Origin of the sequence: Sporanaerobacter acetigenes DSM 13106, from assembly GCF_900130025.1 — a bacterium.
GTDB lineage: Bacteria > Bacillota > Clostridia > Tissierellales > Sporanaerobacteraceae > Sporanaerobacter > Sporanaerobacter acetigenes.
In genome coordinates this window covers 249752-271573 of sequence record NZ_FQXR01000004.1, presented here as the reverse complement: position 1 = coordinate 271573, position 21822 = coordinate 249752, and the positions used below count along the sequence as shown (strand labels likewise).

Annotated in this window: 21 protein-coding genes; 14 read left to right on the top strand and 7 right to left on the bottom strand. The window is 31.7% G+C overall.

Translation table 11 applies throughout. From position 1 onward, the window contains the following. Positions 1-94: 94 nt before the first annotated feature. From iorA to BUA21_RS05210, 14 genes are all read left to right on the top strand, one after another. Entirely contained in the window at positions 95-1858 is a 1764-nt protein-coding gene (gene iorA, locus BUA21_RS05275) for an indolepyruvate ferredoxin oxidoreductase subunit alpha (RefSeq protein WP_072743750.1), read from the top strand. A gap of 1 nt (position 1859) precedes the next feature. Continuing rightward, positions 1860-2429: an indolepyruvate oxidoreductase subunit beta gene (locus BUA21_RS05270; RefSeq protein WP_072743749.1), complete on the top strand. Its 570-nt coding sequence runs from the start codon at positions 1860-1862 to the stop codon at positions 2427-2429. A 216-nt stretch (positions 2430-2645) separates the two neighbouring features. Next, the gene (locus tag BUA21_RS05265; protein ID WP_072743748.1) at positions 2646-2963 is read left to right on the top strand and encodes a hypothetical protein; all 318 of its coding nucleotides are present in this window, start codon (positions 2646-2648) and stop codon (positions 2961-2963) included. 12 nt (positions 2964-2975) lie between these two features. Next, positions 2976-4034 (top strand): V-type ATPase subunit, encoded by a 1059-nt coding sequence (locus BUA21_RS05260; protein WP_072743746.1) that lies wholly within the window; start codon positions 2976-2978, stop codon positions 4032-4034. Further along, on the top strand, positions 4034-5986 hold the full coding sequence (locus tag BUA21_RS05255) for a V-type ATP synthase subunit I (RefSeq protein WP_072743744.1): 1953 nt from the start codon (positions 4034-4036) through the stop codon (positions 5984-5986). The genes BUA21_RS05260 and BUA21_RS05255 overlap by 1 nt, the downstream gene beginning before the upstream one ends. 14 nt (positions 5987-6000) lie before the next feature. Beyond that, on the top strand, positions 6001-6423 hold the full coding sequence (locus BUA21_RS05250; RefSeq protein WP_072743833.1) for an ATP synthase subunit C: 423 nt from the start codon (positions 6001-6003) through the stop codon (positions 6421-6423). A 2-nt stretch (positions 6424-6425) separates the two neighbouring features. Continuing rightward, on the top strand, positions 6426-6731 hold the full coding sequence (locus tag BUA21_RS05245) for a V-type ATP synthase subunit F (RefSeq protein ID WP_072743742.1): 306 nt from the start codon (positions 6426-6428) through the stop codon (positions 6729-6731). Between the two features lie 11 nt (positions 6732-6742). Continuing rightward, entirely contained in the window at positions 6743-7372 is a 630-nt protein-coding gene (locus tag BUA21_RS05240) for a V-type ATP synthase subunit E (protein ID WP_072743740.1), read from the top strand. A 4-nt stretch (positions 7373-7376) separates the two neighbouring features. Next, on the top strand, positions 7377-9137 hold the full coding sequence (locus BUA21_RS05235; RefSeq protein WP_072743832.1) for a V-type ATP synthase subunit A: 1761 nt from the start codon (positions 7377-7379) through the stop codon (positions 9135-9137). Between the two features lie 14 nt (positions 9138-9151). Then, positions 9152-10531 (top strand): V-type ATP synthase subunit B, encoded by a 1380-nt coding sequence (locus tag BUA21_RS05230; RefSeq protein WP_072743738.1) that lies wholly within the window; start codon positions 9152-9154, stop codon positions 10529-10531. Between the two features lie 8 nt (positions 10532-10539). After that, positions 10540-11157: a V-type ATP synthase subunit D gene (locus BUA21_RS05225; protein WP_072743736.1), complete on the top strand. Its 618-nt coding sequence runs from the start codon at positions 10540-10542 to the stop codon at positions 11155-11157. An 80-nt stretch (positions 11158-11237) separates the two neighbouring features. Further along, positions 11238-12182 (top strand): AAA family ATPase, encoded by a 945-nt coding sequence (locus tag BUA21_RS05220; protein WP_084604162.1) that lies wholly within the window; start codon positions 11238-11240, stop codon positions 12180-12182. Between the two features lie 2 nt (positions 12183-12184). Further along, on the top strand, positions 12185-13297 hold the full coding sequence (locus tag BUA21_RS05215) for a DUF58 domain-containing protein (RefSeq protein ID WP_072743735.1): 1113 nt from the start codon (positions 12185-12187) through the stop codon (positions 13295-13297). Then, on the top strand, positions 13298-14524 hold the full coding sequence (locus BUA21_RS05210; RefSeq protein WP_072743733.1) for a hypothetical protein: 1227 nt from the start codon (positions 13298-13300) through the stop codon (positions 14522-14524). Positions 14525-14545: 21 nt separating this feature from the next. Here the strand turns inward: BUA21_RS05210 and BUA21_RS05205 are convergent, their stop codons facing one another. From BUA21_RS05205 to BUA21_RS05175, 7 genes are all read right to left on the bottom strand, one after another. Next, on the bottom strand, positions 14546-16000 hold the full coding sequence (locus tag BUA21_RS05205; RefSeq protein ID WP_072743732.1) for a nicotinate phosphoribosyltransferase: 1455 nt from the start codon (positions 15998-16000) through the stop codon (positions 14546-14548). Positions 16001-16462: 462 nt separating this feature from the next. Further along, a complete protein-coding gene (locus tag BUA21_RS05200) occupies positions 16463-16720 on the bottom strand; it encodes a FeoC-like transcriptional regulator (protein ID WP_072743731.1) in 258 nt (85 codons plus the stop codon). Between the two features lie 16 nt (positions 16721-16736). Then, positions 16737-18746 carry a ferrous iron transport protein B gene (gene feoB, locus BUA21_RS05195; RefSeq protein ID WP_072743730.1) on the bottom strand — a complete coding sequence of 670 codons (2010 nt, stop codon included), beginning with the start codon at positions 18744-18746 and terminating at the stop codon, positions 16737-16739. Between the two features lie 15 nt (positions 18747-18761). Next, positions 18762-18986: a FeoA family protein gene (locus tag BUA21_RS05190; protein WP_072743729.1), complete on the bottom strand. Its 225-nt coding sequence runs from the start codon at positions 18984-18986 to the stop codon at positions 18762-18764. A 204-nt stretch (positions 18987-19190) separates the two neighbouring features. Next, entirely contained in the window at positions 19191-21203 is a 2013-nt protein-coding gene (gene feoB, locus BUA21_RS05185) for a ferrous iron transport protein B (protein ID WP_072743728.1), read from the bottom strand. A gap of 68 nt (positions 21204-21271) precedes the next feature. Continuing rightward, positions 21272-21496 carry a FeoA family protein gene (locus BUA21_RS05180; protein ID WP_072743727.1) on the bottom strand — a complete coding sequence of 75 codons (225 nt, stop codon included), beginning with the start codon at positions 21494-21496 and terminating at the stop codon, positions 21272-21274. Between the two features lie 12 nt (positions 21497-21508). After that, positions 21509-21730, bottom strand: coding sequence for a FeoA family protein (locus tag BUA21_RS05175; protein WP_072743726.1), 222 nt, complete (start codon positions 21728-21730; stop codon positions 21509-21511). Positions 21731-21822 lie beyond the last annotated feature (92 nt).

Sequence of the window (21822 nt, the reverse complement as noted above, 5' to 3'; positions counted from 1 at the left end):
CAACTATGTTAAATATTCTTCATATTTTTTCAATTCTTAAGTTATATTTGTTATAATAGAATAAGAAGTATATATATAGATAGGGGGAAAGTATATGAAAAAGCTTTTAACAGGCAATGAAGCTATTGCAAGAGGTGCCTATGAAGCAGGGTGCCAAGTAGCTTGTGCTTATCCAGGAACTCCTAGTACTGAAATATTAGAAAACGTTTCCACATACAAAGAAATATACTCAGAATGGTCGACGAATGAAAAAGTAGCATTAGAAGTAGCAAGTGGTGCTTCGATAGGCGGAGCTAGGTCAATGGTGACTATGAAACATGTAGGACTAAATGTAGCAGCAGATCCACTTTTCACAATGGCTTATGAAGGAGTAAATGGAGGCCTTGTTGTAGTGACTGCAGACGAACCAGGACTTCATAGCTCTCAAAATGAACAAGACAATAGATTATATGCTCCTCATGCAAAAGTAGCTATGTTAGAGCCATCAGACAGTCAAGAGTGTAAAGATTTTATGAAATATGCTTTTGAAATAAGCGAGACTTTTGATACGCCAGTATTATTTAGAGTGACTACTAGGGTATGTCATAGCAAGGGATTGGTAGAACTTGGCGAAAGACAAGAAGTAGAAGTTAAAGAATATGTAAAAAATATAAAGAAATATATCATGGTACCTGCAAACTCTAAAACAAAACATATGGAGATAGAAACTGAAAGACTTCCAAGATTGAGACAGTATTCAAACAATACTCCTTTAAATAGAATTGAATGGGGAGATAAAAAAATAGGAATTATAACAAGTGGAATTTCCTATTTGCACGCAAAAGAAGTATTTGGAGACAATGCATCTTATCTAAAGATAGGATTTAGTTATCCACTTCCAGAGGAAATGATAGTTAAATTTGCAAAAGCTGTAGATAAATTATATGTAATAGAAGAAAACGAACCATATATTGAAAATACTGTAAAAGCACTTGGAATAGAGTGTATAGGAAAAGACTTTATTCCAATATGTTGGGAATTGAGCCCAGATATTATTAGAAAGGCACTAGTTAAAGAAGAGAAAAGAGAAACTTATCATGCAGATGTACAAGTTCCTTCTAGACCACCTGCTCTTTGTGCTGGATGTCCTCACAGGGGAATGTTCTATGCTGTAAGCAAACTTAAGGATGTAGTAGTTACAAGTGATATAGGCTGCTATACTCTTGGTATGGCACCACCATTAAATGTTGGAGATACAGTTATCTGTATGGGTGCAGGAATAAGTGCAGGATTGGGATTTGAGAAGGCCTTTAAGATAGCAGGAAGAGATAAAAAGGTATTTGGATTTGTCGGAGATTCAACTTTCTTCCATTCAGGAATGACTGGTCTTGTAAATGCAGTTTATAACAAGACAAACATGGTAATGGTAATACTTGACAATAGAATTACAGCTATGACTGGACACCAACAAAATCCAGGAACAGGAAAGACTTTGATGGGAGATCCTACTCAAATAGTAGATATTGAATCCATAGTTAAAGCTGTAGGTATAAAAGAAGAGAACATAAGGGTGGTAGATCCTTACAATTTAGAACAAACAAATGCTGCTGTAAAGGATGCTTATGAGGCTACAGAACCTTTTGTTATCATTACAAAACAACCTTGTGCACTTATCAAGGAAGTTCAAAGAAGAAGAAAAGATATGTATTGTGAAGTAAATCAAGAAAAATGTAAAAAGTGTAAGACTTGTCTAAAGATCGGTTGTCCAGCTATATCTGTGAAGGACAATGTAGTGAGCATAGACAAATCCCTTTGCAATGGATGTACTATTTGTAAGCAAGTTTGTCCATTTGATGCTATAGAAAGGGTAGGTGAATAATATGGTTAAGAGTTTATTGTTGGTAGGAGTTGGTGGGCAAGGAACTATATTGGTATCAAAAATTCTTTCTCAAGGTCTGATAAATGAAGGCTATGATGTGAAAATGTCAGAAATTCATGGTATGGCTCAAAGAGGAGGAAGTGTAACTACTCAAATAAGATTTGGGGAAAAAGTATATTCACCATCTATCGGAGAAGGCGAAGCAGATGTCATGATAGCCTTTGAAAAGGTAGAAGCTGCAAGATATTTAAATCAACTAAAAAAAGGTGGAAGACTTATAGTTAATGACGTAGAAATGTATCCACTGCCAGTGCTTACTGGCAAAGAAAAATATCCAGATGGGGTCATAGAAGCATTGGAAAAGGAAGTTGAAAATGTAAAAGTTGTCAATGCAAGAAAGGTAGCAGAAGATTTAGGAGAAATAAAAACTCAAAATATTGTAATGCTAGGTTGTCTTGTAAAGGCCTTGGAACTTGAAAACATAGACTGGATAAAACTTATTAAAGAAAATTTACCTGAAAGAGTTCATGAGATAAATATCAAAGCATTTGAAAACGGAATGAATCTTTAGTTTTGAAATACCCTCGAAAGAGGGTATTTTTTTTTCTAAAAATAAGAAATTGCAATTCATTTTGATAATTGAAGATTTATTGCAATAATATATATTTTATTTCAAAGAATAAGATTAATTGGTATAAAATCCTTTATAGAGGTTAATTAATACATAAAATGTAATTTTACAACAATTATATTAAGAGTATAATTAGTTATTCGTGAGGTGATGAAAGTGGAAAACATAATAAATAGGATAATTAAAATTGATAAAGATGCTTTAAAAATTAAAAAAAAGACAGAAGAGATAAAAAAGGAAAATGAGAAAAAATTAAAAGAAGAAATGACTAATATAGAAGTAGACATTATAGAAAATGCTAAAAAAGAAAGCGAGTATATTTATAAAAGTATTGCAGATGAAGGCGAAGTAGAAGTAAAAAAGATTGTAGACAAGGGAGACTCTATATGTGAGGAAATTGAAAAGATTTATGAAAATGAAAAAGGGAAATTAGAAGAGGAACTTTTTACACAAATATTTGCTATTAGAAAGTAAGGAGTTGAAATTATGGGAAATGAAAGAAGATTTGCAGCAATAAATACTAAAATAAGAGCACTAAGCAGAAATCTTCTTACAGATGAAGATTTTATAAATCTCTTTAGATGCAAATCTATAGAAGAAATTGCTTCTTACTTAAAAGAGCATACAAATTATAAAATGATTTTAGAAGATGTAAATATAAAGAATATTCATAGAAGAGAATTAGAGCAGTTGATTAAAAAGTATATGATTTTTCAATATGAAAAGCTTTTTCATTATTTTACTGGAGAATATAAAAGGCTATTTAAAGTAATATTCATGAGATACGACATAGAGGACTTGAAAATCTATTTAAGGGTTATTTCAAGAGGTGAAGATATAGAAAATATAGTAGATCACACTGCATATCCTGTGAAACATGGAACTTTGGATTATAAAAAATTATCTAATTCTAAAAATATTGAAGAGTTTGTTGAAAACTTAAATGATACACCATATTATCAAATATTAAAGCCTTATTTAAATGAGGAAAATAGAAGACTATTGTTTTATATGGAGATGAATTTAGATAGGCTTTATTTTGAAATTATCAAGAAGCAAGGATTAAAATTAGATGAAGAAGATTTGAAACTGTTTCAAGACTTTCTTGGGAAAAATATTGATTTACTTAATTTAGAATGGATATACAGGGGAATTAAATATTATCAATTAGTTCCAGAAGAACTGATAAATTATACTATTGAAGGTGGTCATGAATACAATTACAGTGATATAAAAGAATATTGCTATTCTGAGGAAGATGAATTTGTAGAAAAAGTGCTCAATTCAAAATACAATTTTTTATTTGATACTGAACAAGATGTAGATTTGTTCATGGAAAGAAGAATTGAAAGATATATTTATTTTCAGTTTATAGAACTATATAGGAAGGGGAAAATGAATATTACAGTGTCTATGGCCTATATTCATCTTTTAGAATATGAAATAAGGGATCTTTATTCAACCATAGAAGCTATAAGATATGGACTTAATTTAGATGAGGGGAAAAAGTATCTTGTAAGGAAAATCGAAGGAAGTGATATCTAATGGCAGTTGAAAAAATGTCTATGCTGAATGTTGTAGGAAATATAAATGAAGTTGACAATGTGGTAAAAGATTTGATTCTTTCAGGGAAAGTAAGCCTTGTAAACTCTCTAAAACAAATAGAAGAAAACAGTTTTATGTTCAATGTAGAGGCTAAGAATGTAGAAAAGGCTATAGAATTAAATTCTATTACATCTTTTACAAATAGAGAGTATTGTGAAGATTGCTCAGAGAAAATAAATGAACTGAAGAGCATATATGGTGAGAAATTACTTCCAAATATGAATTGTTTGAATGAAAAATATAATTTAGACGAATCAATTGAGTCTTTTCACACTATATATGATAAATTGACAAAGCTCTACGGGGAATTCAATTCTGCAAAAGAGGAAATAAATCATATAGATGAATTTTATAAAAATTTTATTTATATAAAAGATGTAAATGTAAATATTGAAGATTTGAGAAAATTGGAATATTTTAGCTATACTTTCGGTGTGCTTTCTAAAGAAGACAGGTTAAAACTTAGAAAAAATTATGAAAATATATTAGCAGCAGTATTTCATACAGGTAGTAGTGAAAATGGAGAAGTTTATTTAATCATATATCCTAATAATGTAAGAGAAGAATGTGAGAGGGTTTTAAGATCTTTAAATTTTAAAAATATAGATATTCCTGAATATTTTTCAGGGACCCCAGAAGAAATATTAAAAAGTATTGAAAGAAAAAGAAGCGAAATTGCAAATAGGATGAAGGAATTAGAAGATTTTTTGAACAAATTTAAGAAGGATTCTTTAGAAGAGGTTGAGTGTTTTTTAGGGAAAGTTTATGTAGCAGAAAAAATAAAACAAGCTAAAGAACAGATGGCCTGCTCTAACAATTTCTTTTATCTTTCTGCTTGGATTCCAGATGTGGATAGGAATGAAATAGAAGATATTTTATCTAATTATGAAGGATTGTTAGTTATATTTAATGCAGAAAATGGAATGCATAAGATGAAAACTCCTACGAAGTTGAGAAACAACAAATTATTTAAACCATTTGAAACATTAGTGAATATGTATGGGATACCATCCTATAATGAATTGGATCCAACACCGTTTTTAAGTATTACTTATATGTTTTTATTTGGTGCTATGTTTGGAGATTTAGGTCAGGGAATGATATTGTTGATTGGCGGGCTTTTACTTTCAAAGAAACAAGACAAGAAAGTATTTGGGCAGATACTTATAAGACTTGGATTAAGTTCAATGATTTTTGGAGTACTTTATGGGGCGTTTTTTGGATTTGAAAACGTGATTCCGGCCCTTTTAATTCGACCTTTTGAAAACATAAATACAATTTTGAAAAGTGCAGTAATTATAGGAATATTTCTTATATTTATAAGTTATGTATACAGTATTTTAAATAGTATAAAGAGAAAGAATTTGAAAGAGGGATTATTTGGTAAAAATGGAGTTGTAGGTTTTGCGTTTTATATATTGTTACTTTCCCTTTTAGGAGGAAAACTTTTAAATAAAACGATTATTCCTAGGAAACTTGGAGGCATATTGTCTGTAGTTTTTATAGGGCTTATGGTTTTTAAAGAACCTCTTTCTAATATTCTTTTGAAGAAAAGACCTCTTTATGATGAAGATGTTTCAAGCTATTATATTGAAAGTGGTTTTTCTATACTGGAAACTCTTTTAAGTATGCTTAGTGGTACAGTTTCCTTCATAAGGGTTGGAGCATTTGCTCTTACTCACGTAGGGCTATTTATAGCTTTTCAGACTATAGGCAAAATGATAGGAACACAGGTAGGCAATATAATAGTTTTACTTTTAGGAAATGTCATCATAATTGGTCTTGAAGGATTGATAGTTTTTATTCAAGGATTGAGACTTGAATATTATGAATTGTTTAGCAGGTATTATGAAGGGGAAGGTATTGAATTTAAGCCAATAAGATTTCAATGATAGGAGGAGAAAAAATGAATTTTATAATGGTATCAACTATAATTTTGGTTTTAATGACTATTGGAGCGGGAGTATATTTTTTAGATAAGGGGACAGATACAAATAAGAAAAAGCTTAAAAAGGTACTTAGGTTTAATTTATACGCTTTTATACCGCTATTAGTTTCGGCTATAATTCTACTAGTCCCAAATTTTTCACGGGCAGAAATTGCTAGTCCACAAGCTGCTTCAGGATTAGGATTTATAGCGGCTGCCCTTTCAACAGGATTAGCAACTATTGGTGCAGGTTATGCAGTAGGTGTAGTAGGTTCATCAGCATTGGGAGCAGTCTCCGAAGAGCCTCAAATATTGGGGAAAACCCTTATATTTGTCGGATTAGCTGAAGGTATTGCTATATATGGTCTTATAGTTTCAATACTTATATTGGGGAGATTATAGTCATGAAGTCTTTTTTGATAAGTGATAGCAAAGATACTCTAGTAGGTATGAGATTAGCTGGAATAGCTGGAGTTGTGGCAAAAGAAAGAGAAGATATATTAAGAGAACTACAAAAGGTAACAGCAAATAAGGAAATAGGCATAATACTTTTAACAGAAAATGTGTTAAACGAAGTCAAAGAAGAAGTGTTCAAGATAAAATTAAAAGAAAGTATTCCACTTATAGTGACTATCCCGGATAGACATGGAATTAGGGAAAAAGATTTTATCACTAAATATATAAGAGAATCCATAGGTATTAAAATTTGAGGTGATGAACTTTGATTACAGTAGAAGATAAGTTAAATATATTTTATAAAATGGTTTTGGAAAGAGAAAAAGAAAGTTTTGAAAAGATTCTTGATGAAATCGAAGAAAAAAATAAAATTGCTTTAGATGAGCATAAAAATAAAGTTTCTCTTAAAAGAGATGAAATGATTGAGAAAAAGAAAAAAAGTGGGAAAATTATGAAGGAACAAAAAATATCTCAAGCCATAGTAGAAACTAGGCAGAAGATATTTAGAAAAAAAGAAGAATTACTAGAGGATCTACTTTTAAGTATAAAAGAAAAAAGCAAGGTTTTTGTTTGTTCTAAAGAGTATGAAAATTACTTGTTGAGAGAATTGGAAAGTATATTGAATGAAGTAGAAGGAAAAAATATAGTACTTTATTTAAAGTTAGAAGACAATAAAAAGTATGGTGATAGTATCATAAACTTGGCAAATAAGTTAAATATAAAGATTACATTTAAAGAAGCAAATGAAAATATAGTTGGGGGATTTCTGATTTTTGATGAAGATAAAACTTATTTAATAGATGAGACTTTTAAGATAAAGATAGAAGAAAATAAATACTTGGTTGGAGAAAAGTTGTATGAGACATTAGAAAAAGCAGGTGATATACTTGACTGATATAATGGGTAAGGTGAATATGATAAATGGTCCTGTCATCAGAGGAGAAGAGATGTCGGGATTTAAGATGAGAGAAATGGTATTGGTTGGGGAAAAAAAGCTTATAGGTGAAGTTATTTCAATAGAAGGAAATCACGGCATCATACAGGTGTATGAGGAAACCGAAGGGTTAAAAAAAGGAGAGACTATATATTCTACAGGGAAGCCTTTGAGCTTGAAATTAGGTCCAGGAATTCTTCAAAATATATTTGATGGTATAGAAAGACCTCTAAAAAAGATGAATGATGAGTTTGGAAGTTTTATACCAGAAGGAATTGGTCTTATTTCTCTTGATGAAGAAAAATTGTGGTCTACGAATATTTTAATTGATATAGGAGATTTTGTGAAAGAAGGGGAAGTCTTTGCTACTGTAGAAGAAACTTCCCTTATTACTCATAAAGTAATGGTTCCTGTTGGAATTGGTGGGAAAATCGTTCAAGTGAAGAAAAGTGGAATGTATTCTATAGAAGAAGAGTTGGCGGTAGTTGAAGGAGAAAATGGGGATAGGCACTCACTTCACATGTATCAAGAATGGCCAGTAAGGAGTCCACGACCAGTAAAGGAAAGACTTCCTATAGATAGATTACTTGTCACTGGTCAAAGAGTATTAGATGTGTTTTTTCCTATAGCTAAAGGCGGAACAGCAGCTATTCCAGGAGGATTTGGTACAGGAAAAACTATGACTCAACATCAATTGGCAAAATGGTCTGACGCAGATATTATAGTTTATATTGGCTGTGGGGAAAGAGGAAATGAGATGACAGAAGTTCTTGAAGATTTTCCAAAACTTATAGATCCTAAAACCAATAAGTCTATTATGGAAAGAACTGTTTTGATAGCAAATACATCCAATATGCCTGTAGCTGCAAGAGAAGCTAGTATTTATACAGGTATAACTATAGCTGAATATTTTAGGGATATGGGATATCATGTGGCTATAATGGCAGATTCAACATCTAGATGGGCTGAAGCATTAAGGGAAATATCAGGTAGACTTGAAGAAATGCCGGCAGAAGAAGGATATCCTGCTTATCTTCCTACAAAACTTGCTGAATTTTATGAAAGAGCAGGATATGTGACTGCATTGAATGGGAAAGAAGGTTCTGTAACTATTATAGGAGCTGTATCTCCAGCAGGAGGAGATTTTTCAGAACCAGTGACGGAAAATACTAAAAGATTTGTCAATGTATTTTTAGCCCTTGATAGAGAACTGGCTTATTCAAGACACTATCCTGCTATAAATTGGCTTACAAGCTACAGTGGATATGTAGAAGTTCTTAGAGATTTTTATGAAAGAGAACTGGAAGAAGATGTAGTGGATTTACGTGGCAAAATGTTGAAATTATTATATGAAGAAAATAAATTAAAGGATTTGGTTTTACTGGTAGGGGAAGATGTACTTCCAGATGAGCAGAGACTTGTACTTGAAATTGCCAAAGTAATAAAGATTGGATTTTTACAGCAAAATGCTTTTCACAAGGAAGATACCTTTGTTCCGCTAAAAAAACAATTTGAAATGTTAAAACTCATAGATCACCTTTATGAAAGAGGTTTTGCCTGTATAAAAAAGGGAATCCCTGTTTCTCAAGTTAAAGATAATGAACTTTTTGAAGAAGTTATAAAGATGAAATATAATATTCCAAATGATGATTTAGATGGAATAAAAGTTCTTAACAATAAAATAGATAATTATTATGATATATTAGAGGAAAAATACTCTAAATAGAGAGGTAGATATATATGAGAAAAGAGTATTTACAATTAGATAAGTTAAAAGGAGCTTTAATAGAACTTTCAAATATTCATGATGTTGGATATGGAGAAGTAGTAGAAGTAAAAGATGAAAGAGGAAACAAAAAATTAGGCAGGGTTGTAAAAATTGAAAATGAAAGTGTTATAATTCAAGTTTTTGGTTCTACTGTAGGAATGTCTACACATGGTACTAAAGTTAGTTTTCAAGGTAAGCCTTTTGAAATACCTTTGTCAAAGGACGTTTTAGGAAGAACCTTTAATGGAGTTGGAAGGCCCATTGATGGTGGAGGAGAAATATATTCAAAGAAAACTTTTAATGTAAATGGAAGACCTATAAATCCAGTAGCAAGGGAATATCCAAGGGACTATATACAGACAGGAATTTCGTCTATAGATGGTCTTATAACATTGATAAGAGGGCAGAAGCTTCCTATTTTTTCAGGAAGCGGGCTTCCTCACAATGAATTGGCATCACAAATTGTAAGACAGGCAAAGATAAAATCAAAAGATGGAGGAAAGGCAAATTTCTGCATAGTATTTGCTGCCATGGGGGTTAAACATGATGAAGCTCATTTCTTCAGTGAGACATTTAAGAAATCTCATGTGTTAGATAGGGTAGTTATGTATATAAACTATGCTGATGATCCTATTATGGAGAGAATTATTTCTCCTAGATGTGCATTGACTGCAGCTGAATATTTGGCTTTTGAAGAAAATATGCACGTCCTAGTCATAATGACGGATATTACAAGTTATGGAGAAGCTTTAAGAGAGATTTCATCTTTGAGAGAAGAAGTTCCAAGTAGAAGAGGATATCCAGGATATCTTTATTCAGATTTGGCCAGTCTATATGAAAGAGCAGGGATGTTGAAAAACAAGGAAGGTTCCATAACTCTTATACCAATTCTTACTATGCCTAATGATGATATTACTCATCCTATACCAGATTTGACAGGATATATAACAGAGGGACAAATAGTTCTTTCAAGAGAACTATTTCAAAAAAACATTTATCCTCCTATAAACGTTTTGCCTTCCCTTTCAAGACTTATGAAAGATGGAATAGGGGAAGGATTTACGAGGGAAGATCATCCGGATGTAGCAAATCAACTTTTTTCATCTTATTCAAAGGTTCAAGAAGTAAGATCACTTGCTCAAATCATAGGAGAAGATGATCTATCGGATAGCGATAAAAAATATTTAGAATTTGGAAGGCAATTTGAAGAGGTATTTATAACTCAAGGATTTAATGAAAACAGAGATATAATAGATACTTTGAATCTAGGATGGAAGATGCTAAAAATACTTCCTCAAGAAGAATTAGATAGATTGGATTTAAAATTTATAGAAAAATATCTGGAGAAATAGGTGATACTATGGCTGTATATAAAATGACTCCTACAAAAGCTAATCTAATGAAAGCTAAAAATTTCCTTGAATTTTCCAAGAAAGGCTATGATCTTTTAGACAAAAAAAGGACTGTTCTCATAAGAGAAATGATGGCTTTAATTGATGAAGCAAATAAAGTGCAAGAAGAAATAAGTGAAGGATTCAAAGAAGCATATGACAGGCTCAAATATACGAATATAACTATGGGATCAGAAACTGTAGAAGAAATAGCTATGTCTTTAGAAAAAGAAGAGGAATTTGAAATACTGTTTAAAAGTGTCATGGGAGTGGAAATTCCTTATATAAAATATGAAGAGAGGCCATTTTTCACAGAGTATGGATTTTTTAGAACAAATCCAACATTTGATATGGCAGTACTAAATTTTATAAAAATAAGATATTTAGTTTATAGATTGGCAGAAATAGAAAACTCAGTTTATAAATTGGCTGTGGAAATAAAAAAAACTCAAAAAAGAGCCAATGCCCTGGAGAAAATTCAAATTCCTAAATATACAAGAGAGATAAAATTCATACAAGAAGTATTGGAAGAAAAAGAAAGAGAAGACTTTTTCAGAATGAAGAAAGTGAAAGAGAAAAAATATTAAGAAAATTTAATAAATTCGACAAGGAAAAAATTTTCCCTTGTCGAATTTATATATATATTATTGCATTTAGGGGTGGTTGTGTGGATACAAGTGTTTTTGTGAATTTCAAAGAAAAAGTAATAGAAAATGTTTCAAAAGTAATAGTAGGGAAAAGTGATGTCATTGAACTTTTGATAGTATCTCTTATATCAGGAGGTCATGTACTACTAGAAGATATTCCTGGAGTAGGAAAGACCATGCTTGTCAAATCTTTTTCAAAGACATTGGGATTACCTTTCAAAAGAATTCAATTTACTCCAGATTTGCTTCCATCAGATCTTACAGGGATAAATTTCTACAATCAAAAGATAAATGAATTTGAATACAGAGAAGGACCATTGTTTGCAAACATAGTATTGGCGGATGAAATAAATAGGGCTACTCCAAGAACTCAATCAAGTTTACTAGAGGCCATGGAAGAAAAACAAATAACGGTGGATGGGGAAACTAGAAAGTTAAACATTCCTTTTATGGTATTGGCTACTCAAAATCCAATAGAATCTTATGGAACTTTTCCGCTTCCAGAAGCTCAATTGGACAGATTTTTCATGAGAATAAGTATGGGATATCCCACTAGAGAAGAAGAAAAGCAAGTTATATATAAAAATACTTCATCTAATATTGTAGATAGTCTTTCTAAAGTGGTTCAAGAAGAAGAGCTCGAATATATTTTAGAAAATTATAGCAAAGTAACCATCACAGAGGATGTTTTAAACTATATCATGGATATAGTAGAGTCTACTAGAAATGATGCAAAAATTCAGCTTGGAGTAAGTCCAAGAGGAACAATAGCACTATACAAAGCTTGTCAATCTTATGCAGCTATAAATGGAAGGGACTATATAATTCCAGAAGATATAAAGAAAATGGCACCTCATGTATTCAACCATAGAATACTTGTAAAAGGAATAAGTAGAATGGAAGATGGAGAAAAAGTGATAAAAGATATACTTGGAAAGATAAATGTCCCTACAGAGGAGATTTAATCATGATTTGGTTTTATATTATATTGGTAGTTTTGACTTTTTCATTAAATAAGTTAACTATAAAATATGGATTTGATAAAATCAATTATAAAAGAGAAATATCTAAGAAAAATGTAGAAATAGATGAAGAATTTGATATAACTACAATAGTGGAAAACAACAAGAGACTTCCAGTTACATTCTTACAGGTAAATGAAAGGTTTCCTGAAAGTTTTTGCTTTAAGTTCAAGACCAATTCTACAGAAACACCAGGATATGTAGCTCATACAGTAGACTTTTTTCTTATGCCTTATCAAAGAGTAAAGAAGACTTATACTATGCTATCGACACAACGTGGTGTATATATGTTTAGAAACGCTTCTTTGTCTTTAGGAGATTTTATAGGTTTTGAAAGTAAAGACAAGGAAGTGGAATACCTGCAGGAGTTGGTAGTTCTTCCAAAACCTCTTTATTTAGAAGATTCTTTGGTTCCTTATGGGAATTATATGGGGGATATTTCCGTTAGAAGATGGATAATTGATGATCCATTGATGACTCTAGGAATTAGAGAATACACTGGAAGAGAACCTCAAAAACATATACATTGGAATTCGTCTATTAAATATGGGAAACTCATGGTTAAAAATTTTGATTTTACTACAGACAATAGTTTAGTGTTTATTTTAAATACAGAATCTCATAAACCTTTCTGGTCTTTTATAGACAAAGAGGGTATAGAAGAGTGTATATCACTGTCTAGAGGAATACTTGAAGAAATTGAAGAAGCTAAAATACCTTATGGATTTACTACTAATTCTCAAATATATGGTTTTTATAATGGAGAAAACATAACATATCCGGGAGTAGGCACAAGTCATTTGCAATATTTGTTGGAAATGTTGGGGAGAGTTTCTTACAGTATAACAGTACCCTTAGAAGAACTGGTTGAAAACATTATGAATAGAAGTGAAAAATATACTACCTATGTAATTGTCACTCCAAGAGTATTTAAATCATATATAGAGCCAATAGAAAGCCTCAATAGACAAGTAAATAGATTGATTATAATTTCTTTAGAGGAAGAAAATTTGGATTGTTTAAGTGAGTCTATTATCAAGTATGTGAGGAGAAAATAGATGTTAGGATTTAAAATTTTAGAAATCATAATGAATATTTCTTTTGTATTTGCTATAATTACATATTTTTTGCCTTATAGCACTCTTGTGGAGAATTCCAATGCTCTTTTTAATTATATGCTCATGTATATATGGACTGTATTTGTGACATATATAGGATGCAAATTAAAGGAACAGAAGAAGTTTTATTTTTTAGTTATTTTTATTATGTTGCCCATTCCTCTATTTTACAAGAATGAAGGTTCTATAATATTCACAATACTTACATCTATTGCTATGGGTTTTTATCTGTATGAATATAAAGATTTATCCTCATCTTCTTCTATAAAATTAAATTTCAAAAGGGGAATTGGGGTTTTTACTGCCATAATTGCATTATCTCTGGTGACAATGACTTATTCTTTTATAAATAGAGTATCAGGTTTTTTCATGGTTATATACTTTATGACTGGAGTCGTATTGATTAGAAGTTTGAGACATTTGGAGCATAATAAGGATATGGAAAAAATAAATAGACAAAACATGAAATATTCAGTTTTTATAATAGTGTTTTCCTTCATATTGAGCACAGAGAAAGTTTTAAATGGAATATTACATGGCTTGAAAATTACATATGACTTTTTAGTAGATATGATATTTAAATTGTTTTATTGGGTTTTTATTGCTGCAGGATATATGGCTATGTTTTTGACAAGGATATTTCAAAAGCTTTTAAGGAATGGCAAATTTGAAATGCGGGAACAAAAACCTCCTGAGGAAACTTTAGAAGAATTTATGAAAACAAATCAAGGTGAAATTTCTCCTGTATTCTTAGCAATAATAGACTGGATATTTAAAATATTGTTTATAGCTTTGATACTGTATATAATATGGAGAGTATTTAAGAGAAATATGTCTAAAAATATCATAGAGGAAGAATATACAGAGGAAAGAGAGTATATTGGAGAAAAGAAGAAAAGCAAAAAGAAAAAAAGTATATTTAGACCTAAAAATGAGAAAGAAGCTATAAGATATTATTATGGAAAATTTTTGAATAAATGCTTAAAAGATGATATTGCTGTAGAAAGTCATGATACTACTAAGGAAATAAATAAAAAAGCTGAAACCTATTATGCTCATGAATCCCTTGAAAATTTGAGAAATACCTATATAGATGTAAGATATGGAGAAGTAGAAGTCAGTAAAGATATAGTAAAGGAATTTAAAGAAAATTATAAGAAAATATGAAAAGCACCGCAAGGCGGTGCTTTATTTGTGTTCTTCTAACAAATTATGTTTGATTGTCCATAAAGGTTTGGACAAATCTACAAAATAATTGTGAGGACTTTCTAAACGAGTGACTTCTTCCCATAAACTATCTATTTGTTCACTACAATAACTTTTTACTTCGTTTATATTTGGATTTGTATATACAGGTTCTCCTTTGTCAAAAATCTGAACTAATAGTTTTCTTGAATAAAAATTTGTAACTGTTTTTCGCTTCCATGTATATAGAGGATGGAATATTTCATAGGGTTTTGAATTGTCAATTTCCTCATCATGTAAAGTCACTACATCAGCAATGGCTTTGCCAGTTTTTTTGTCATACAATCTTTGCACTTGTTTGAATCCTGGTACAGTTATTTTTTCTACATTTTCACTTACCTTAATCTTAGGTACAATTTGCCCGTTTTCTTCAATAGCAGCTAATTTATATACTCCGCCAAATACTGGTTCAGATTTAGCTGTGATGAGCCTTTCACCTACTCCAAAGGAGTCTATTTTTGCTCCTTGGTTTAATAAATCCCTTATGACATATTCATCAAGAGCATTGCTGGCTACAATGGAACAATCTTCAAAACCTGCTTCATCTAACATTTTTCTAGCTTTCTTTGACAGATAAGCTATATCTCCACTATCTATACGAACTCCCTTTGGTCTAAATCCTTTTGGGATAAGCTCTTCATTGAATGTCTTTATTGCATTTGGAATTCCTGATTTTAATACATTGTATGTGTCTACTAACAATACACAATTATCGGGATAAAGTCTTGCATAAGCTTTAAAAGCATCTAGTTCAGAAGGAAATACTTGAATCCAACTGTGCGCCATAGTTCCCAGTGCTGGAACATCAAAATCTCTATCTACAATAGTACAAGCTGTGCCTACGCAACCTCCTATATAAGCTGCTCTAGCTCCTAAAATAGCACCTTCATATCCTTGCGCTCTACGAGAACCAAATTCCATTACAGCTCTTCCATTGGCAGCTCTAACTATTCTATTAGCCTTTGTTGCAATAAGACTTTGGTGATTAATAGTCAATAGCACCATAGTTTCTATTATCTGCGCCTGAATGATGGGGCCTCTTACTGTAACTATAGGTTCTTGAGGGAAAATAGGAGTTCCTTCAGGAATAGCCCACACATCACATTCAAATTTGAAATTTTTCAAATACTCTAGAAAATCTTCACTAAATATGCCCTTGCTCTTAAAATACTCAATATCATCTTCATCAAATCTTAAATTTTTTAAGTATTCAATTAGTTGCTCTACTCCAGCCATTATTGCAAAACCGCCATCATCTGGGATGTCTCTGAAAAACATGTCAAAATAGGCTATTCTGTCTTTCATTCCACATTCAAGGTAACCGTTTGCCATAGTGAATTCATAAAAGTCAGCCAGCATGGACAAATTCTTTTTGTCTTTCCAATCAATATTGGTCATTGTGAATTCTCCTTTTATAATTATAATATTACATTCATTATATTTCTAATTGTGAAAAATTTCAATACAATTGATATATAAAACAGGTGACCTCAATATTGTCTTATTGAAGCCACCTGTTATTTAGAATAGAACCTATAGAAATTATCCCAACCATTTAAAAAACCAAAAGCTATACTTTCCAAACTTCTTATCAACTCTCCCTTTTGCAATTTATTTTTAGGTTAAAACCATTTGAAAATGGACATAATGCTTAAAAATCGAACTACTACCAACGACAGAAATAAATTGTGAACTTGAATGAACAAACAATGGTTGGGATAAATCCACTAGTTCTATTTGCTTTAATTATATACCATACTAAAGCAAATGTAAAGACCTTTTTCAGAAAATTTTAAATATTTTTCAAACAATTTCAAAAACGGAAAGAGAATAGCTGTTTAGCTATTCTCTACAATAAAATCAATTGGAGGAAAGCAGTTTTTCTCCTTTTGGTGTTATAGTCATAGTATTGAGTGAAGAACTGCTACAGTTGAAACTACAAAACTTACAATTTCCACTGCAATGAGCATTTGGCTTTTCTTCTTCAATATAGCCCATTCTTTTTAATTGTTCTAAAGCGTTTCCTACCATGTCTTCACTGATGTTTAATTTATCAGCTAAGGATTTTTTTGAAAATATAGGTTGATTTTTTATTTCTCTTAGTGTTTCAAGCAACATAATATCAGCTCCTTTATTAGCTAAATCCCAATAGTGTACCTATTTGATAAACAAGAACTGCTCCTGTCCATCCTACTAGAAAGGTATATAGGGCAACAAATAGGGCCCATTTTCTTGAATTGGTCTCTTTTTTTATAGTAGCTATAGTAGCTGCACAAGGTGTGTAAAGTAAAGTCATGACCATAAAAGACACTGCGGATAGAGGAGTAAAAGCATTTTGTATTGCTGATACAAGGGCTGTACCTTCTCCTACGCCGGTATACACCATACCAAGAGTAGCTATGACAGCTTCTTTAGCTGCTAGTCCTGCAAACAATCCTACAGCTGCTTGCCAAGTTCCAAACCCAGCAGGTCTAAATATTGGTGCAATAAAAAGACCTATTTGTCCTAGTATACTATTTTTACTATAAGGCTCAACTCCAAGAGGTAGAACTGCTAGAATCCAAAGTATTGTTACTACGGCAAATATAGTAGTTCCAGCTCTTTTTAGAAATCCTGATACATTGTCCCACATATTTCTTAATACATTTCTAAAAGAAGGTAATCTATAAGGGGGAAGTTCCATGATAAAGTAAGATGCTTCACCTTTAAATAAAGTTTTGCTGAAAATTTTACCCATAAGTAATGCTACAAGTATTCCCAAAAAATAAAGTGAAAACAAAACTAATCCACCTTTGTTTGGGAAAAAGGCAGCGATAAATATTAAATAAACGGGAATTCTAGCACCACAAGACATAAAGGAATTTATAAGAATGGCAATCATTCTGTCTTTTTTATTGTCTAAAGTTCTTGTAGCCATGATTCCAGGCACATTGCAACCAAAACCTACTATCATGGAAATAAAAGTTTTGCCTTGAAGACCAAGTGCCCTCATGATATTGTCCATCACATAAGCAGCTCTAGCCATATATCCGCTGTCTTCCAATACTCCCATGAGCATATATAAAACCACTATCAATGGAATGAATTCCAAAACTGCTCCAACTCCACCTATGACTCCCTCGGAAACAAAAGAAATGAGCCATTCTGGAGAATTGGCTTTAACAAGGGAATTTTTTATGACTTCACCTAGAGCACCAACGGCATCAGACATAAGTCCTCCAAGCAAATCTTGTCCTATAGCAAAAGTCAACTGAAATACTAGTAGCATGATTAATGCGAAAATAGGGAGGCCCAGCCATTTGTTTGTAACGATTTTATCTATTTTATCTGTCTTAGTTTCTACAGCTTCTTCGGGTCTTTTTACAGCTTTTCTCACTACATTGTTTACAAATTCATATCTTTTATCTACAATTTTCAATTCATAATCATCTATATTGTCCTTTATTTTACCAATAGTATCCTTAAATTCATCAGAGGAATTTAAGGACTTATCATTACTTAATAGCTCATATAAATATTTATCTCCTTCTAGAAGTTTTATAGCAATCCATCTGGAAGGATATTCAAAATTCTTATCATTTAAAAGTTTTTCTAAATTTTTTATTTCTCTGTCGATATCTTCTCCATAGCTTATTTTAGCTTTAGGTTCTATATCTTTATCAATTAATTCAATGGACTTTTTAATTAATTCATCAATACCTTTTCTTTTGGAAGCAATAGTTGGAATAATAGGGGCACCTAGTTCTTTTGAAAGAGCCTCAATATCGAAATTGATATTTCTTTTCTCTGCTTCATCTATCATGTTTAGCGCAACAACTACTTTAGCATTCATTTCTAATAGTTGAGTAGTTAAATATAGATTTCTTTCGATATTTGTTGCATCTACTACATTTATGACTACATCTGGATTGCCTTTAAGAACAAAATCTCTTGCAACTATTTCATCTTCTGAAAAAGCTCCAAGGCTATAAGTTCCAGGTAAATCTACTACATTGTATGTTTTTTCATTAAATTTAATTTTTCCTTCTTTTTTTTCTACAGTAACACCGGGCCAGTTGCCTACATGCTGGTTTGATCCTGTGAGAGCATTGAAGACCGTGGTTTTACCGCTATTTGGATTACCTACCAAAGCTAATGTGTCCAAGATATCCCTCCTAAATCAAATAGCAATCATTATTTTTTCTGCCAACCCACGACCTACAGCAATTTTATTTCCAAATAAGGAAACTATTACAGGTCCAGTATCATTTTTTATGACTTTGAGTTCAGCTCCTGTGTTTAAACCCATTTCATATAGACGTTTAGTAGCATAATTTCCTGCATATATCTTTTTGATTGTACAACTGTCACCAGGATTTAATTGAGTTAAAGATGCATTTTCCATGTCTATTCCTCCCCTACATTGAAAAACATATTAGAAATATTTAAATTCATTGGGTTAAATGAAATATAATTACAAATATGAAACTGATAATCATTATCAATATAATCATATTACATAATCAATTAAAAATCAATAGTTTTGTTGAAAAACTTGAAAAAACAAAAGCATCCTTTTAAAAGGATGCTTTTAAAATCAATAAAATTTTTAACTAAATCCAAACAATCTTCCAATTTGATAAATTAAAACTGCTGCTATCCATCCTACTAGAAAAGTATAAACTGCTGCGAAGAGGGCCCACTTTCTTGAATTGGTTTCTTTTCTTATTGTACCAATGACTGCAGCACATGGTGTATATAGAAGAGTCATAATCATGAAGGAGAAAGCACTCAATGGCGTAAAAGCTCCTTGTACAGCAGTTATGAGTTTTGCCCCTTCTTCCACACCAGCATATACCATACCCAATGTAGCTACTACAGCTTCTTTTGCAACTATACCTGCAAACAATCCTACGGAAGCTTGCCAAGTTCCAAATCCAGCAGGTTTAAATATAGGTGCTATAAAATTGCCTATTTTGCCTAGTATACTTGCATCACTATAAGGTTCTACACCGAAAGGTAATACAGACAACACCCAAAGGGCAGTTACAACGGCAAATATTATTGTTCCAGCCCTCTTCAAGAAAGAACCTACTTTATCCCACATGTGTATAAGTACGCCTTTTACTGTTGGAACTCTATAAGGAGGAAGCTCCATTACAAAGTAAGAAGATTCACCTTTAAATAGTGTTTTACTGAAAATTTTACCCATAAGTATGGCAATCAAGAAACCTATGACGTATATTGAGAACAATACAAGTGCCTTGTGTTTAGGGAAGAAAGCAGATATAAATACTAAATATATTGGAAGTCTAGCTCCACAAGATATAAAGGGATTTATAAGTATTGCAATCATCCTATCTTTTTTGCTATCAAGAGTTCTTGTAGCCATGATTCCTGGGACATTACATCCAGCACCAACTAACATTGAAATAAAAGTTTTTCCATGTAGTCCTAAGGCTCTCATGATTCTATCCATAACATAAGCAGCCCTTGCCATATATCCACTATCTTCTAGTATTCCAATGAAAATATACATTACCATAATTAGAGGAACAAATTCTAGCACTGCCCCAATACCACCTATTAGTCCATCTGATATGAAAGCTATGAGCATTTCAGGCGCATTTGCATTTATAAGAGCGGTTTCAATGGCTCCTCCTAAAGCCTCAATTCCGGCACCTACCCATTCTTGCAGTATATCCTCTCCAATCAAAAAAGTAAGTTTATAGACACCAAACATTATTAGGGCAAATATAGGAAGTCCAAACCATTTATGAGTGAGGACCTTATCAATTTTATCTGATTTTGTTTCTGCTAACAATTTAGGTTTTTTAACAGAGTCTTTGATTATATTTCCTATAAATTCATATCTTTTGTCTACTATAAGAATTTCTGGTTCCATAGAAGTAGCAGAAATAGAATCTATACTTTCTTGAACCATATCTAATATATTGGATTCATTGTTTTTTAAAATTAAATTGTTTACAAATTCATCTCCTTCTAATAGCTTAATGGCAAGCCATTTAGAAGGATATCCAAATTTCGAAGAATTACCTATTACTTCTTTTATTTTTTCGATTTGTATATCAATTTCTTCTCCATAGCTAATAGTATTTTGTAAAATTATATCTGTTTTCATAGTTTCTATGGATTTTTCAATTAGTTCATCAATACCTTTCTTTTTTGCCGCTATAGTTGGTACTACAGGTATACCAAGTTCTTTAGAAAGTTTTTTAATATCAACAATTATATTTTTTTCTTTTGCTTCATCCATCATATTCAATGCAATGACTACTTTTGCGCCTATTTCAAGAAGTTGAATAGTTAAGTATAAATTCCTTTCAATATTGGTAGCGTCAACTACATTTATGACTACATCAGGTTTTTCTTTTATTATAAAATCCCTTGCTACAATTTCGTCTTCAGAATAAGCACCTAAGCTATAAGTACCAGGAAGGTCTACGATATTGTATTCCTTGCCATTATACTTAAGACTACCCTCTTTTTTTTCTACAGTGACTCCAGGCCAGTTGCCAACATGTTGGTTAGCACCGGTAAGAGCATTAAAAATAGTTGTTTTTCCGCAGTTGGGGTTTCCAACTAATGCAATAGTATTCAAAAAAACGCCCCCTTATCAATAGAAAATCATTATCAATTAGAAACAAAATAATAATACCAATAGAAATACTACTGGCTTATCATTATCTTTTGTGCAATGCCTCTTCCAAGAGCAACTTTACATCCTGAAAGAGATACTATAATTGGTCCAGAATCATTTTTAACTACTTTTATTTCCGCTCCCTTGTTAAATCCCATTTCATAAAGTCTTTTAGAGGCTTTTTCTCCTCCGTCAATACCAACTATAATGCCGCTTTCACCTTCAGTGAAAAAGCTCAAAGGCATATTAGTCATTTTTCACACCTCCTATTCCACAAATATATTTGCCGCTTCATCTTTTCTTAAAGTAAGTTTATATCCCCTAACTATTATCTCAATAGGATCTCCTAGTGGGGCTTTTCCTACAACTTCAACTTCAATTCCAGGAACTACGCCCATTTCTAATAATCTTTTCCTTACAGAAGCTTCTTTTGATAGTTCTTTAACCTTTATTTTTGAGCCTAAAGGCATTTCGTTTAAACTTGGCATATTGTTCGCCTCCCACATGATATTGATAATCATTATCAATATCATGATATTATATTATCAAACAAAAAGCAATAGCTTTAATGAAAATCTTT

Excerpts from the sequence above, each read along its gene's own strand:
- BUA21_RS05200 (WP_072743731.1), bottom strand. The coding sequence starts at position 16,720 with ATGTTGCTTGAAACACTAAGAGAAATAAAAAATCAACCTATATTTTCA.
- BUA21_RS05235 (WP_072743832.1), top strand. The coding sequence starts at position 7,377 with ATGGGTAAGGTGAATATGATAAATGGTCCTGTCATCAGAGGAGAAGAG.
- BUA21_RS05175 (WP_072743726.1), bottom strand. The coding sequence starts at position 21,730 with ATGCCAAGTTTAAACGAAATGCCTTTAGGCTCAAAAATAAAGGTTAAA.
- BUA21_RS05215 (WP_072743735.1), top strand. The coding sequence starts at position 12,185 with ATGATTTGGTTTTATATTATATTGGTAGTTTTGACTTTTTCATTAAAT.
- BUA21_RS05255 (WP_072743744.1), top strand. The coding sequence starts at position 4,034 with ATGGCAGTTGAAAAAATGTCTATGCTGAATGTTGTAGGAAATATAAAT.
- BUA21_RS05260 (WP_072743746.1), top strand. The coding sequence starts at position 2,976 with ATGGGAAATGAAAGAAGATTTGCAGCAATAAATACTAAAATAAGAGCA.
- BUA21_RS05210 (WP_072743733.1), top strand. The coding sequence starts at position 13,298 with ATGTTAGGATTTAAAATTTTAGAAATCATAATGAATATTTCTTTTGTA.
- BUA21_RS05205 (WP_072743732.1), bottom strand. The coding sequence starts at position 16,000 with ATGACCAATATTGATTGGAAAGACAAAAAGAATTTGTCCATGCTGGCT.
- BUA21_RS05230 (WP_072743738.1), top strand. The coding sequence starts at position 9,152 with ATGAGAAAAGAGTATTTACAATTAGATAAGTTAAAAGGAGCTTTAATA.
- BUA21_RS05180 (WP_072743727.1), bottom strand. The coding sequence starts at position 21,496 with ATGACTAATATGCCTTTGAGCTTTTTCACTGAAGGTGAAAGCGGCATT.
- iorA (WP_072743750.1), top strand. The coding sequence starts at position 95 with ATGAAAAAGCTTTTAACAGGCAATGAAGCTATTGCAAGAGGTGCCTAT.
- BUA21_RS05225 (WP_072743736.1), top strand. The coding sequence starts at position 10,540 with ATGGCTGTATATAAAATGACTCCTACAAAAGCTAATCTAATGAAAGCT.
- BUA21_RS05270 (WP_072743749.1), top strand. The coding sequence starts at position 1,860 with ATGGTTAAGAGTTTATTGTTGGTAGGAGTTGGTGGGCAAGGAACTATA.
- BUA21_RS05245 (WP_072743742.1), top strand. The coding sequence starts at position 6,426 with ATGAAGTCTTTTTTGATAAGTGATAGCAAAGATACTCTAGTAGGTATG.
- BUA21_RS05250 (WP_072743833.1), top strand. The coding sequence starts at position 6,001 with ATGAATTTTATAATGGTATCAACTATAATTTTGGTTTTAATGACTATT.
- BUA21_RS05190 (WP_072743729.1), bottom strand. The coding sequence starts at position 18,986 with ATGGAAAATGCATCTTTAACTCAATTAAATCCTGGTGACAGTTGTACA.